Genomic DNA, 14,920 nt, shown 5'->3' on the forward strand with positions numbered 1-14,920 from the left:
AATGGCCTGCGAGGTTAAGGGTTCTGGCTGGCTGAAGCGCGCTTCGGCTGGCCCGTTTTGCGTTGGTTCGGCTGCCCTTCTGGTTGCGGCGCTGCCGTCCGTCGTGGCGGCGCAGGGCGTGCCATCGGGTGTGCCCTCCGGCGCAGGCGTCCCCACTCGCGACCAGTTGCAGGGCGTGACCGGTGAAGCCAGTCCGCCGCCTTCGCCGCGCCTGACCATCAAGGGCGATATCGAGCGCGCGGCCTGCCCGCTTGCCGATCCGCAATATGCCGACATCAAGGTCACCATCGGCCATGTCACTTTCAACGGATTGAAGGGGGCCAGCGCCGCCGAGCTTGAATCGGCCTGGAAGCCGTTCACGAGCGGCCCCCAGCCGATCGCCACGCTGTGCGAGATCCGCGATGCGGCGGGCACGATCCTGCGCAACAAGGGCTATCTCGCGGCGGTGCAGGTGCCCACGCAGCGCATCGAGAACGGCGAAGTGCGCATGGAAGTGCTCTATGCCCGCGTCACCGCGATCCGCGCGCGCGGCGAAACGCGCGGGGCCGAGCGCAAGCTGCAGCAGTATCTCGAAAAGCTGACCCGCGACGAGATCTTCGACCGCAACAAGGCCGAGCGCTACCTGCTGCTGGCGCGCGACCTGCCGGGCTACAACGTCCAGCTGACGCTGCGCCCCGCAGGTACAGCGCCGGGCGAACTGGTCGGCGAAGTCAGCGTGCTGCGCGACCCCTTCGTGGCCGATCTTTCGATCCAGAACCTCGCCAGCAAGGCGACCGGACGCTGGGGTGGGCAGCTCCGCGCGCAGGCCTTCGGGCTGACCGGCCTCGGCGACGTGACGACGTTGTCCTATTACGCCACCGCCGATTTCACCGAGCAGCACATCCTTCAGGCGTCCCATGAATTCCGTCCCGGCAGCGAGGGCCTCGTGCTGGGTGGGCAGTTCACTTACGCCTGGACCCGGCCCGACATCGGCCCGCTGCCCGGCGGTATCGAGCTGAAGGCGCGCACGCTGTTTGCCAGCCTCTATGGCCGTTACCCGCTGGTGCGCTCGCAGCGCGCCAACGTGTGGCTTGGGGCGGGGTTCGACCTCGTCAACCAGGATGTCGACCTGATTGGCCCGCTCTCGCGCGATCGGTTGCGGGTGTTGTGGACGCGGCTTGATCTGGATGCGATCGATACCTCGCGGGTGGCCCCGGCGTGGCGGGCTTCGGGCTCGCTCGAACTGCGGCAGGGCCTTTCCATTCTCAACGCCACGCGCGGTTGCACGATCACCTGCGCCGTGGGCACCAGCCGCGCCGACGGCAAGCCCGATGCCACCGTCCTGCGCGCGCAGGGCGAATACGAGCGTGCGCTGGGCAAGTTCTCGCTCGCGGTGCTGCCGCGCGCGCAAGTCGCGTTCTCGCCGTTGCTGGGCTTCGAAGAGTTTTCGGGCGGCAACTACACGGTGGGCCGGGGCTATGATCCGGGCGAGCTGACCGGCGACAGCGCGGTGGGCGCTGCGATCGAGCTGCGCGGGCCGCGCCTGCCGGTCGGGCGGGGCGACATCCACGTCCAGCCCTATGTCTTCGGCGATGCGGTGTGGGCCTGGAACAAGGGTGTCCCCGGCACCAACCGCCTGGTTTCGGCGGGCGGCGGGCTGCGCTCGGAGCTGGGCGAGCGCTTCCGGCTCGACGCCACGCTGGCCGTGCCGCTCGAACGCGCAGGGCTGCCCATGCGCAGGCCCGATCCCCGCTTTCTCGTGACCCTGACCACCCGGCTCCTGCCCTGGAGGACCAACTGATGCGCCGCACCCGCAGCCATGGCGACTGGATCGCCGTATCGTCGCTGGCCATCGCCACCATGCTCGCCACCGGCGGGCAGGGCGCGCGCGCGCAGTCGTTTCAGGGCACGGGCACCGTCGTCGGCGGCAGCGCGACGATCAACGCCAGCGGGGCGAACACTTCGGTGACGGTCAACACGCCAACGGCCGTGATCAACTGGGTGCCCGACGACACCGCGTCCGGGCCGCTGCCGATCATCTTCCAGCCGACAAACACGACCGCGACCTTTACCAACAATATCGACACGACTGCGGATTTTGCGGTGCTCAACCGCATCCTGCCGGCCGATCCCACGCGCGCCGTCCAGTTCGACGGCAATGTCATCGCACAGCTTCAGGCGGTGTCGGCGGCGCCCACGCGCGGCGGCACGGTGTTCTTCTACAGCCCCGGCGGCATCCTCGTCGGCTCCAACGCCGTGTTCGATGTCGGCAACCTCGGGTTGACCACGTCCGATCTGCCCTACGATCCGCAGAGCGGCGCGTTTTCCACGAGCGGCCTGTTCCAGTTCCAGCAGGCGGCAGCGGGCACTTCGGTGGAGATCGCCAACGGCGCGCAGCTCCACGTGGGGGCGGCGGGGCCGGACAACAGTTCCTACCTCGCGATCGTTGCGCCGCGCATCGTTCAGGATGGCGCGATCGACGTCAACGGCTCGGCAGCGCTGGTCGCGGCGGATGCGGCGACAATCCAGTTCTCGCCGAGCGGGCTGTTTTCGATCCAGGTCGACCAGGGCACCAGCGCGACCGGCACGGTGCTGTCGAACGGCGGTTCGATCACCGGCGCGGCGGGCTCCAGCGCCACGTTCATCCACCGCATCTACATGGTCGCCGTGCCGCGCAACACTGCGATCACGATGGCAATCGCCAGCGGCAGCACACTGGGCTTCGATGTCGCGAGCGCAGCGGATGTGGTGGGTAACACCGTGGTCCTGTCGGCGGGCAGCGACGTGGTCAATGGCGAGGCGATGGGCTATCGCTCGCAGGGCGGTGGCAGCGCCCAGACCGCGCTCGACATCGGTGCGATCACCGCGACGTCAGCCCTCAAGGGTACGGCCACGGGCCTCGCTTCACTGACGGTGCAGGGCGGCGAAACATCGAGCTTCGCGTCCGACCTTGCGCTGGGTGGCGCGTACCGTCCGGGCGTTGGTGCGCCCGGTGGCAACGGCACGCTGGTAACGGTCACAGGCTCCGGCGCTTCGCTGACGGTCAACGGCAATTTCGACGTCAACGTGTTCGATTCGGGGCGTGTCGATCTGACAGACGTTACCGACGTCAGCGCGGCGACCGTCGCGGTGGATGGCGGCGCGCTGGACGTTGCCGGGCGGTTGCTGGTCCACGCGGACCGCTATGGCCTGACCGATGGCGGGGCCGCGACTGGCGGTACGGCGGTGCTATCGGCGTTGAACGGGGCGCAGGTCACCGTGGGCGGCGCGATCGATCTTGGCGCGTTCGGCACCGGGGCTTCACCCGACGGTGCGCTGACGGGGGGCACGGGGACGGGCGGCACGGCGCGGCTGACCTATGGCACGGGCGCGCAGGTTTCGGCTGGATCCATCGCGGTCTTCGCCGACGGGCGGGGCGGCACGGTGAGCAGCGGCTATGGCGGCGCTGCGGGCATTGGCGGCACGGCCACCGTCGAAGGCGTGACCGGGGGCGGGGCCCTGACGGTTACGGGCTCGGTCGAGATCGGTGCAAGCGGCATCGGGACTGACGGCTATGGCTGCGTTACCTGTATCGTCGATGGCGGCATCGGCACGGGCGGCTCGGCGCAATTGCGGGTGGCTGGCAGCGCGCTGCACACCGTTGGTATCGGCGGCAACCTGACCGTCAGCGGCAATGCGCAGGGCGGCGCCAGTTTCGGTGCGACGGCGGGCAGCGCGACGGCGGGCACGGCGCAAGTGCTGGCGACTGGCGGCGCGCATGTCCTGTCGGTTGGCGGGCAGACCTCGGTTTCGGCCGACGCCACGGCCGGGCAAGCGTTCTCCACCGCGCAGTCGGGTGCGGGCATCGGCGGTCTTGCGCGGATCGTTACGAGCGGTGCGGCGCTTACCCTCGGCCCGGTGGTTGTCAGCGCGAACGGCGCGGGGGGGGTAAACGCCGATGGCGGCATTGGGGGCCTCGGCACCGGAGGGACGGCGCAGATCCGCATCGCCACTGGCGGGGGTCGCATCGATGCCGGTAACGTGCTTGTGCGCGCGGAAGGTTTCGGTGGCGGGACCTATCCCGGCTATGTGGGCGATGGTGCGCGCGGCGACGGGGGCACGGCCAGCGTCGATGCGTTGGCCGGGCAGGTCAACTTCTCCACGCTGTCGGTCCTGGCCGACGCCACAGGCGGCGACGGGGCGTTCGTGACCGGTGACGCACGCGGCGGGTTCGCGGCGGTGCGGGCGCAGGGCGGCGCGATCTCAGTCGGCGGCGACGTGTTCGTGCTGGCCGATGCGGAAGCTGGGCAGGGCATCACGGGCGGCGCTGGCACCGGCGGCCAGGCGCAGGTCACGGTCGATGGCGGTAGCATCGCCTTCGGCCAGGCGGATGGTTCGACCTACGTCAGTTCCATCGGTCGAGGGGGCACCGGCACCATCGCATCGGGCACCGGAACGGGCGGCAACATTCAGCTGACCGCGCGCAACGGCACCGCCAATTTTGCGGGCAGCGTGTCTGCCAACGCGTTGGGCGTGGGCGGGGGCAGCGCGTCGCGCAGCATCGGCGAAGGCGCGCCCGGCGGGCTGGGGCAGGGCGGCACGATCACGCTGGACGCGGCTTCCAGCGCTGCGGGCAGCGCGACCATCACCGGTGCGACCATGCAACTGAACGCAACGGGCGTCGGCGGCGCCGGCGCGGGCGGCCTCGGCGTCGCCAGTCCTGCTGGCGGCAGCAGCGGGACCGGCGGGGCGGGCGGCGCAGGTGGCCAGGGCGTGGGCGGCGTGATCACCGTCAACGCGGGCGTCGCCAATGGAACGCTGCTGATCAGCAATCTGGGCGTGGATGCAGGCGCGAGCGGTGGCGCGGGCGGCGATGGCGGCTTCTCCTCGACCGGGACGGGCGGCACTGGCGGTGCGGGCGGCAGTGCGATCGCCGGAACGGTGCAGTTCGACACCAACGGCGCGTTGGCGGGCATGGCGCCGACCGGGCGGATGCAGCTGGGCGCGCTGAATGTCGCTGCGACGGGCTATGGCGGCGCTGGTGGCGCGGGCGGTTCCGGCGCGCAACTGGGCGTGGCTGGCGCGGGCGGCGCTGCCACGGGTGGTTTCGTCACGGTGCGCGCGGATCGTGGTGGCTCGCTCATCCAGGTCGATGGCGCGGCCTCGATCCTCGCTGATGGGTATGGCGCGACCGGCGTGGGCAGCACCAGCGGCGTCGATGGCGGCAAGGGCACCGGCGGCGCGATCCTGTTCACTGCGGATGGCACGACCAGCGGCAACCAGATCAAGCTCGCCACGCTCTATGCCGATGCCAGCGGCCTTGGCGGCGCATCGCTGACCGCGCCGGGCGGGGAAGGCGTGGGCGGTTCGATGAACATCGTCGGCGGCGCAGGCCTGGCCATTTCGGCCAGCGGGCTGACCTTGCGCGCGATCGGCTTCGGCGGGCAGGCTTCGTCCAGCTTCACCGGGGGCGCGGCAACCGGCGGGCTGGTCTCGGTGGACATGCGCGGCGGCTCGACGCTGGCCGCGACCGGATCGGTCCTGCTCGACGCCAGCTCGGTCGGCGGCGCTTCGTCGCAGACGGCCGCGACCGGCGGTGCTGCAACCGGCGGCACGGCTTCACTGCTGACGACGGGCGGCGGCATCACGCTGGATGGGGACGTGACCGTGCAGGCCAATGCCTTTGGCGGCGACGCCGGGAGCCAAGGCCTGGGCGGCGCGGCGCTGGGCGGCCTTGCGCTGTTGAGCGCGGGGAATCTCGACCGGCAGGGCAATGGCGGCAGCCTGACCGTGGTGGGCAACGCCGGGGTCTATGCCGACGGCTATGGCGGTGGCGGCTTCAACGGCGGGCGCGGCGCAGGTGGCACGGCCAGCGTAACCGGGCGCTTGGGCACGGTCACGCTCGGTTCGGCCAATGTCAGCGGCTCGGGTGGCGGCGGGGCGGGCTTTGGCGGTGGCGCGGGCGGCGATGGCGCAGGTGGCGAAGCCAGCGTGTTGACGTTCAACACGCCGACGGGCGAGGCCGACATCGCGATCGGTCCGGTGTCGCTGGCGGCGAACGGGCAAGGTGGCGCGGGCGGCACCGGCTTTTCCAATGGCGGCGTGGGCGGCGCAGGCGGCACGGGCCTTGGCGGCAACGTCCTGGCGCTGGGCAGCGCGGGCAACGGGCGCATCACGCTGGGCGACCTGACGGCGGTCGCCGAAGGGCGCGGCGGTGCGGGCGGTGTTGGCGGCAGCAACGATGGTGGCATCGGCGGCGATGGTGGTGTCGGGGGCGCGGGTCTTGGCGGCGCGATCCAGATCGGCACCCAGAGCGGGGCCGATACCGGCGCGCTCAACATCGGTGCAGGCAACTTCGCGCAAGTCTACGCATTCGCCGGCGGCAATGGTGGAACCGGCGGCACGGGTGGTTCCGGGCCCGGCGGCGCAGGCGCTGGCGGTGCTGGCGGCGATGCGACGGGCGGCGGCGCGACGCTGCTGGTGCGCGGCTCGCCCGTGACGCTGAGCGGCAACGGCCTGTTCCTGGCAGTGGCATCCGGCGGCGATGGCGGCGCGGGCAGCGTTCAGGGCGCGGGCGGCAACGCGACCGTGGGACTGGTGACCGGCACGGAAGCGCTGGTGGGTGCCCATCTCGAATTGACCAGCCGCTACCTGGTCGATGCCCAACGCGGCTCGCTCAACGCAGGCGTGCTGTCGTTCCAGGCGATCGCGACCGGCGGGCAGGGCTCGACCAACGGGACTAGCACGACGCTCGGCTCGCCCATCGCGTTCAACGTGCGCAATGGCGATCTGACCGCGCAATCGATCGCGCTTTTCGCGCCGGGGCAGAGTCCAGCGGGGTCGATCGCCTCGTCGCTGACGATGCAGAACGCCAACGCGGTCATCGCAGGCGGGTTCGATTTCATCACCGGCGGCGATCTCGTGGTGTCGCTCGACAACGCGAACCTGTCGGCGGACCACGCACAGATTTCCGGCCAGAACTGGATCGAATCCGGCAATGTCGTCGCGACGCCCGGCGCCATCCACACCAATGGCCAGCTCTACCTCTACAGCGGCGGCGATATCGTGGGCGATGCCTCGCTGATCACGGCGGCAGACCTTTCGGTCAACGCGCCGGGCTCGATCCGCCTCAACGAACTGTCCGCAGGCGGGCCGCTGTACGTTTCGGCGGGGCAGTCGATCACGCTGGGCAATCTTTCGGGCAATGCCTCGATCCGCGTGCTGGGCGGTGGCACGGTGTCGATCGGCGCGGTGCAAGCCAATGGCGGTGTCGATCTGTCTGCTGGCGGTGGCGCGCTCACTGTCGCCGGGTCGGTCGCGGCGGTCGATGGCGCCGTCCTGAATGCGAGCGACGTCGTGAACGCGGGCGACATCACGGTGATGGCGTCGAATGCCAGTTCGTTGCGCGAACTGTCGGTGTTCGCCAATGGCGCGATGACGCTGGGCGATCTCGATGCAGGGGCGACGCGCCTGTTCGGGACGCAGGCGATCACCACCGGATCGATCCGGGCGGGCGACCTCGCCGTTCTGGCGGGCGGCGACATCGCGCTGGGCAGCATCGCCGCCAGCGGGCGGGTGCTGCTGGCCGACGTGGTTATGACTGACGCTGGCGGCAGCTCGCTTGGTCTCGACGCGCTGTTCGCCGCCAGCCCCACGCGGGCGACCGGGGCGATCGCGATTGCCGGGCCGGTCGTCGCGGCCTCGTTCACGGCCGCCACCAGCCGGACTCTTGACGTTTCCCGCCCGATCCTCGTCAGCGGCGATGTGTCGCTAGATGCCGCAGGCGCGATCACCTTCGACAACCTCTCGGCTGGTGGTGCCGCAACGATCACGGGCGACACCGCGGTCAGCGGCGTCGATATCGTGGCGGGTTCGCTCGCGTTGACGACGGGCGGTGCGCTCTTGCTCGGCACCATCGCCACGCAGGCGGGCGCGGTCGATCTGGCGGCGGCGGGCGCGCTCGCCACGGGCGCGATCACGGCCAATGGCGGCGTTTCGGCCATCAGCAGCGGCGGCGCGCTTTCGCTGGGCGACGTGCTGGCCGCAGGTGATGTCACGCTCGGCGCGGGCGGCGCGATCCACACCGACAGCCTTTCGGCCGAAGGCAACCTGACGATTTCGGCGGTGGGCGATTTCGCCGCGACCAGCGGGGCAATCCTTGGCGGGCCGCTGACGTCGCGTACCGTCACTGCGGGTGGCGCGATCACCATCGCCAGCAGCGCCGGCGGACTGACGATGGGGCCGGTGAGCGCGACGAGTGGCGCGATCGACTTGCGCGCGCCGGGCTCGATCGCGGCCGGGGGGGTGACTGCGGGCACAGATGTCTCCGTCGTCAGCAATGGCGGCGGACTGGTGCTTGGCGATGTGCAGGCGGGGACGAATCTGACGCTTCGGGCAGGCGCTTCGGCGCTGAGCGGCGCGCTAACGGCGGGCGGTGACGTTTCGGTCCTGACCGTCGGTGATCTCGCTACGCTCAACGGCGGTGTTGCAGGCGGCGGCGCTGCACCGCTAGGCATCGCGGCGGGCGGCTCGGTTTCGATCGCCAGCAGCGCGGGCGGATTGACGCTCGGTGCGATCACGGCGGGTAGCGGCGCGGTCGATCTGGCTGCCTTCGGTGCCATCTCGGGCGGCAGCCTCACGGCAGGCACGAACCTGCGCGTGCAGACCAGCGCGGGCGACATCGTGCTGGGCACGGTCGCTGCGTCGGCCGGTTCGATCGACCTGCTGGCGGGAGGCGCGCTCACCACGCAAGATATCAGCGCCTATGGCGGAATCGCGGCGCAGGCGCGCACGTCGATGAGCCTCGGCAATCTCGCCGCCGCCACCGGCAACGTCGCGCTGGATGCTGGCGGCGCGCTTTCGGGGCTGGATATCGTTGCAGGACAGGGCGCGATCACGCTGGATGCGGTCGGCGATGCCGGCCTGCAACTCGTGTCCGCGTTCGGGCCGGTAACGGGCAGCATCCGGGGTGATGCCACCTTCCAGACCGTGGCCAGCCAGGGCCAAGGTGTCCAGCTCGCGGCAGGTGGAACGCTGACGGTTTCGCGCAGCGTTCTAGCCACGACCGACATCGCGCTGGTCGCGGGCAACGACATCGCACTGGGCCTTGCCGTGGGACGCAACCTGGCGCTGCTGGCGGACGGCAATGTCACCGCCGGGCGGCTCGTTGCAGGCACCTTTGATCCGAACGGCGGGGCAACGCCGGGCAACGGCGGGATCCTTGTCGCCGGGCGGGCCATGCTCGATGGCGGCGGCCAGATCGGCACGCTCGATGTCGCGGCGCTCCTGTCGCAGGCCCCGGCGCGCGTGGCGGGCACGATCGCGATCGGCAGCGCGGCGGGCGGCAGCTTCGCCACGACGTCCAGTGGCGACATCTTCGCGGGCCAGATCGACGCCAGCAGCACCATCAAGGTCGACACTAGCGGAGTCGCCCGCGTGGGCGGGCGCTGGGCCGGGCCTTCGATCACGCTGTCCTCGCGCGATCTCGTCATCGCCACGCAGAGCGCCAGCGGCGCGCCGGTGGGCCTAGATGCTGGGGTCAGCGGCTCGATCCTGCTGCGCTCGATCAGTGAGCAGGGCGTGGTGCTGGGCGATGGCGTGGGCCAGTCCGAGTACAACATCAGCGCCGCCGAGTGGGCGACCATCCGCAGTGGATCGCTGACCATCCGCGCGCTCGACACCGCCAACGCGATCGACATCCGCATCGGCAATCTGGAAGTGACCGGCCCCGATGCGGGCAGCACGATCGACGATCCCAATGGCGTCGTGCGCTTCCAGACCGTCAACCCCGACGGCATCTCGGGCGCGATCCGCATCAGCGGGAATCTCTCGACGCGCGGCTTCCGGGCCACCAACGCGCTCGAATTCGATACCGAACGGTTCGAACTCGATGCCGGCACCGGCTCGCTGGGAGTGTACGGTACGGGCGGGGCGCTTTCGGGCATCCTGCGCATCAACGCCGATGGCATCCACGTGGCCAGTGGCGCGATCCTCGACAAAATCGCCGCTGATCCGTTCTACACCGCGCTGGAAGCCGATCTCGACCAGCCTGCGACGGTCCAGCGGCCCGATGGGGTGCTGGCGGCGGGCGCGTTCCGGTTCGTCGTGGGCAGCACGTTCTATGTCCAGAACACCGGCACGGCAGTGGCATCGGCCGGGTTCCTGACGGCGGCGGACGGCTTCTCCATCCTGCCGGGCACGACCACCCGTCCGGTGCGCATGATCGTCAACGGCAAGTTCACCGATGGCACCACCGTCCTGTCGGGCACGCAGGCCTACGATGCGTTCAAGGCCAACCAGCAGCAGCTGACGATCTTCGACGGCGAGAGCCGGATCGAGGGCTGCCTGCTCATCGCCACGAGCTGCGGCGCGATGACCGACGTGCCCGTTGAAGTGGTCGGGCCGACGATCTCTACGCAGATCACGATCCTCGGCCAGAATGGGCTGGGGGACACACCGCGCTTCGTCGATACGCCGGACACTGGCAGCGGCGGCGATGGCGGCGATGGCAGCACGCCCGAGCAGCAGGAGCAGGCGGACAAAGCTACCGCAGGCCCACCGATCGTACCTCCCACGCCGCTGATCGACATGCGCCCGCTCAACCCGCCGGGCCGCATCGAGGAGCCGGTCGCCGGCAGCGGCAACCCCGCGCTGATGGGGGCGTTCGTCAACGAAAACAGCGCAGAAGGAGCACAGTGATGCGCGCGCGTTTCATCGGAGCAAGTCTGGCGGCGCTCGCGCTGGCCGCGCCGCTGGCAGTTGTGGCCAAGGCTCCGCCGCTGTCGATCCGCAACTCCTTCCGCATCGGCTCGTCGGGCGTAATGTGCACCGCGCAGAACGCGCCGGGCGATGCGCGGTTGACGGGCATGTTCGACCGTTCGTACCGCCTGACCTGTCGCGATGCGGCGGGCGCTGTCGGCTCGCTTATCGCGGTGCGGCGCGACATCGCGCCCGCCGCCGAACCCAGCGCGCTGCCCGGCGTCACGCTCGATTGCGCGGCGCCTGCGCGCGTCAAACTCGATGGGCTGGGTGATGTCGACAGCCTGGCCTGTCGCGACCCGCGTTCGCGCGTGGATTACCGCCGCTATGTCGCCCGGCGGAGTGGCGTGACCTACTTCGTCGAAGGGCTGGCGGGTTACGATCCGGCGCTGCGCCTCGCGCTCGCCAGCGTCGCCACCGACCATGCCGTGCCGGGCGAGATCCGCGTCGCCACGACCGAAGTGTCGGACCCCGCCGCATTCGCGCGCATCCAGGCGGGCCAGCTCGACCAGATGGGCGCGCGCGACGAAGGCTACTTGCGCAATAATGGTGGCAGCTTCGCCGAATCCGCCGAATTCTTCGAAGCGCTCGCCACCCGCGACCGCGCCAGCGCCGGGGCGGGGCTGGCCGAAGCGCTTGCCAACCAGGGGCTGCAACAGTCCAACCTCGGCAACTTCGCCACTGCGCAGCGCCTGTTCGAACAGGCGAGCAAGGCGTTGGCGAGCGGCGATGGCGTCACCCAACGCCGCCTGCGCAACTACCGCGCTATCGACCTGCTCAACCAGAAGAAGCCCGACGCCGCGCTGGCCGAACTGGCGCATCCGGTCGTGCCCGTCACGGTCAGCTTCGATCGCGACAAGCTGGCGCGCGGCGAGATCAACGTGCCGCTGGCCGACCAGATCAACCGCGAAAACAACGCGCTGCTGCGTCTTGGCGGCGCCGATCCGGGCCTCACTCCCGGCGAAAAGGCCGAAATCCTCGATGCGCAGGCCGTTGCGCTGACGGGCACTGCCATCCGGCTCAAGGGACGCCATGCCGATGCGCTTGCCAAGCTCGTCGAAGCCGACCGCCGACTTGCCGCCGTGCGCGACGGGCGCGTCGCCTCGGTGGGCTGGATGCGCTCGGAAATCCAGATCGAACAGGCCCTGCTGAACGAATCGCAGGGGCGCAAGGGCGAGGCCGCGGCCGATTTCGACCGCGCCATCGCCACGCTGGCCAATGCCTTTCCGCAATCTCCCGCGGTGCTGTCGGCGCAGGCGCGCAAGGCGGCCTTCCTCGGCCGCACCGGCGACGCAGCCGGGGCCAAGGCCCTCTATGCCGCCGTGATCGACCAGAGCGCGCTGGTGACCGACAGTGGCACCACCTTGCGCGAAATGCTTTCGCCCTACTTCGGCCTTCTGGCCAAGGACGGCGATGCCGCCAGCGCTCGCGCCATGTTCACCGCCGCGCAAGTGCTCCAGCGCCCCGGCGTCGCGCAGACGCAGGCCGTGCTGGCGCGCGAGCTGTCCGAAGGCAACGACGACGCCGCCGCGCTCTTTCGCCTTTCTGTCGCGCGCAGCCGTGACATTGCGCGCACCGATGCAGAAGTGACGCGCCTGTCCGCGCTGACGACGCCGACCGCGTCCGAGCAGCAGGCGCTGAAGGCCGCGCAGGAAACGCTCGCCTCGCTCCAGCGCGACCAGACCGAATTGGTCAGCAAGCTTGCCGCGTTCCCGCGCTACAACGTGCTCGCCCCGCAACGCGTCGCGCTCGATGAACTGCAGAAGGCGCTGCGGCCGGGCGAAGCCTACTACAAGCTCGTCGCGGCGGGCGAAGATCTCTACGCCCTGTTCGCAACGCCCGATGATGCGCAGGCCTTCCGGATTGACATGGACCGCGCAAAGCTGGCGGGCGAAGTGCAGGCCATTCGCGATTCGATCGTCAAGGTCGAGAACGGGCGGCAAGTGAACTACCCGTTCGACCTCGACCGCTCGCGCGCGCTCTACCGCTCGCTGTTCGGGGCGATCGACGGCAAGGTGGGCGCGATTCACCATCTGGTGTTCGAACCCGACGGCGCGATGCTGCAACTGCCGCCCTCGGTGCTTGTCACCGACGACAAGGCCATCAACGCTTACAAGAAGCGCACCCGCGCGGCTGATGCCGACCTGTTCGACTTCACCGGCGTGTCATGGCTCGGGCGCGGGCGCGAGATCTCGATCGCGGTCAGCCCGCGCGGCTTCCTCGATCTGCGCAAGCTCGCGCCTTCGCACGCCAGCCGCCCCTATCTGGGCCTCGGGCATAATGCGGTGCCGCCTTTCCGGCCGATCACCGCAGTGGCCGACGAATGCGACTGGCCGCTTGCCACGTGGCAGCGACCCATCTCGCCCGACGAACTGGTCTTCGCGCAGAAGACCATCGGCGGCGCCAGTGATGTACGCACCGATGGCGCCTTCACCGATTCCGAGCTGCTGTCGGACAAGGCGCTCGACCAGTACCGCGTGCTGCATTTCGCCACGCACGGCCTCGTCACCGCCCCGCGCCCCGACTGCCCGGCGCGACCCGCGCTCGTCACCAGCTTCGGCGATCAGGGCTCGGACGGGCTGCTCAGCTTCCGGGAGATCTTCGACCTCAAGCTCGATGCCGATCTCGTGATCCTCTCGGCCTGCGACACCGCCGGCATGGCCACGGTCTCGGCCAGCCGCGAAGCCGGCGTGACCACGGGCGGCAACTACGCACTCGATGGCCTCGTGCGCGCTTTCGTCGGTGCGGGCGCGCGTTCGGTTGTGGCCAGCCACTGGCCGGTGCCCGACGACTACAACGCGACCAAGCGCCTGATCGGCGGCGTCGTCGGCGCGGCGCCGGGCAAGCCGCTGGCCGAAGCGCTGGCCGAAGCGCAGCTCAAGCTGATGGACGATCCCAACACCTCCCACCCGTTCTACTGGGCGGCGTTCATCATCCTGGGTGATGGGGCCAAGCCTTTGGTGCAGCCTCAGCAAGGTAGCGCTGGCAAGGCGACGCGTTGAAAAGGGGCCTTTTGCGATGACGAAGCTAGGACGATTTCGGTGCTTTCCGGCATTTGTTCGCGCATCGACTTGCGGTGGCGCACACAAATTGGGTGGGGTGATTTGTGAACGTGGGCGATTGTTCCCGATTTTGGAAGGTTAACGGATATTTATATAGATCCGTCCGGCAATTTTATATTTGACTATAAATTTTTATGCGACCTAAAATCAGGTGTAGGGCCGCAAGGGTCTACAGTAAAAACGTATTTTCCGTCGTGAGAACAGTCCATGATTCATGTCGAGGAAAAACGGCTCCAAATCATCGAAGCACAAACACGCTACGTCGCCCGGAATATAGACGAAGCTATTTTGTCAAATTCCTATGCCATAATCAACGTGATGGGCGTCACAAGGGAAACCGCAGGCGAAGAGGCGCTTATCCAGGACATCCTCAGCAGCCTCAATGTTTCCATGCAGGGTCTGTCAGCCGCCAGAGCGACCTTTTCCACGTCAGTTGGGTTGATCAAGGCCTTGATGACGATCGGTGAGCAGCCGACGCGCCCTGATCATGACTCCACCTCGATCCGCGACAGGATCTAGGCCGTAAACTCATAAACGGCACCATTTTGGCGTCGCGCAGGGATTTGACCAGAAGGGCCATCTGCCGTTTCAGGAAAGCTTGAAATATCGACATATTTCTGCGCTTTCCTTCCTTGCACCTGGCCCCTCTGCCTCAAACCTCGATGGTGCCGTTTATGCGTTTACGGCCTAGAATAGTCGTGTCAGGCTGTAGAACAGAGCGCCTACCGCGGCCGAAGCAGGGATGGTGATCACCCAAGCGACCATCACGTTCCCCGCCACGCCCCAACGCACGGCGGAGGCGCGTCGCGCGGTGCCTGCGCCGATCACGCAGCCGGTGATGGTGTGCGTGGTCGAAACCGGGATGCCGAGTAGCGAAGCACTGAATACGATGATCGAGCCGCCCAGCGAGGCGCTGAAGCCTTGGTGGTGCGACAGCTTGGTGATGCGGCTGCCCATCGTCTCGATGATCTTCCAGCCGCCCGCCATGGTGCCTGCCGCCATCGCCACATAGCAGCTAGAGCGTTTTTCGACCGTTTTGAATCGCGAGGGAATTCCCGTCGGATGTGATTTCTGATTCAGAATCCGTGCTGGTGAAGGAGGCCGGCATGGATGGCTCACACCCTTTCGATGGATTTGCGTTC

The 14,920-nt window shown here is 68.9% G+C and carries 4 protein-coding genes and 1 pseudogene; 4 read left to right on the forward strand and 1 reads right to left on the reverse strand.

Annotated elements, in window-relative coordinates; translation table 11 throughout:
- Window position 1 precedes the first annotated feature (1 nt).
- The 4 genes from K3A84_RS11215 to K3A84_RS11230 all read left to right on the forward strand — a co-directional run bounded on the left by K3A84_RS11215 (window position 2) and on the right by K3A84_RS11230 (window position 14,297).
- On the forward strand, window positions 2–1,780 hold the full coding sequence (locus K3A84_RS11215) for a ShlB/FhaC/HecB family hemolysin secretion/activation protein (RefSeq protein ID WP_225009415.1): 1,779 nt from the start codon (window positions 2–4) through the stop codon (window positions 1,778–1,780).
- Window positions 1,780–10,656 (forward strand): hypothetical protein, encoded by an 8,877-nt coding sequence (locus K3A84_RS11220; RefSeq protein WP_225009416.1) that lies wholly within the window; start codon window positions 1,780–1,782, stop codon window positions 10,654–10,656. The genes K3A84_RS11215 and K3A84_RS11220 overlap by 1 nt, the downstream gene beginning before the upstream one ends.
- Window positions 10,656–13,718: a CHAT domain-containing protein gene (locus K3A84_RS11225; RefSeq protein ID WP_225009417.1), complete on the forward strand. Its 3,063-nt coding sequence runs from the start codon at window positions 10,656–10,658 to the stop codon at window positions 13,716–13,718. The genes K3A84_RS11220 and K3A84_RS11225 overlap by 1 nt, the downstream gene beginning before the upstream one ends.
- Window positions 13,719–13,985: 267 nt before the next feature.
- Complete coding sequence (locus K3A84_RS11230) at window positions 13,986–14,297, forward strand: hypothetical protein (RefSeq protein WP_225009418.1); 312 nt, start codon at window positions 13,986–13,988, stop codon at window positions 14,295–14,297.
- A 168-nt stretch (window positions 14,298–14,465) separates the two neighbouring features.
- On the opposite strand, the pseudogene K3A84_RS11235 reads toward K3A84_RS11230, so the two are convergent.
- A pseudogene (locus tag K3A84_RS11235) lies at window positions 14,466–14,795 on the reverse strand (anion permease); the annotation flags it as partial.
- Window positions 14,796–14,920: the final 125 nt, after the last annotated feature.

Origin of the sequence: Novosphingobium percolationis, assembly GCF_020179425.1 — a bacterium.
Lineage (GTDB): Bacteria > Pseudomonadota > Alphaproteobacteria > Sphingomonadales > Sphingomonadaceae > Novosphingobium > Novosphingobium percolationis.

What these genes read in the sequence shown, in the direction of transcription:
- K3A84_RS11215 (WP_225009415.1), top strand. Translation starts at nt 2, where the DNA reads ATGGCCTGCGAGGTTAAGGGTTCTGGCTGGCTGAAGCGCGCTTCGGCT.
- K3A84_RS11220 (WP_225009416.1), top strand. Translation starts at nt 1,780, where the DNA reads ATGCGCCGCACCCGCAGCCATGGCGACTGGATCGCCGTATCGTCGCTG.
- K3A84_RS11225 (WP_225009417.1), top strand. Translation starts at nt 10,656, where the DNA reads ATGCGCGCGCGTTTCATCGGAGCAAGTCTGGCGGCGCTCGCGCTGGCC.
- K3A84_RS11230 (WP_225009418.1), top strand. Translation starts at nt 13,986, where the DNA reads ATGATTCATGTCGAGGAAAAACGGCTCCAAATCATCGAAGCACAAACA.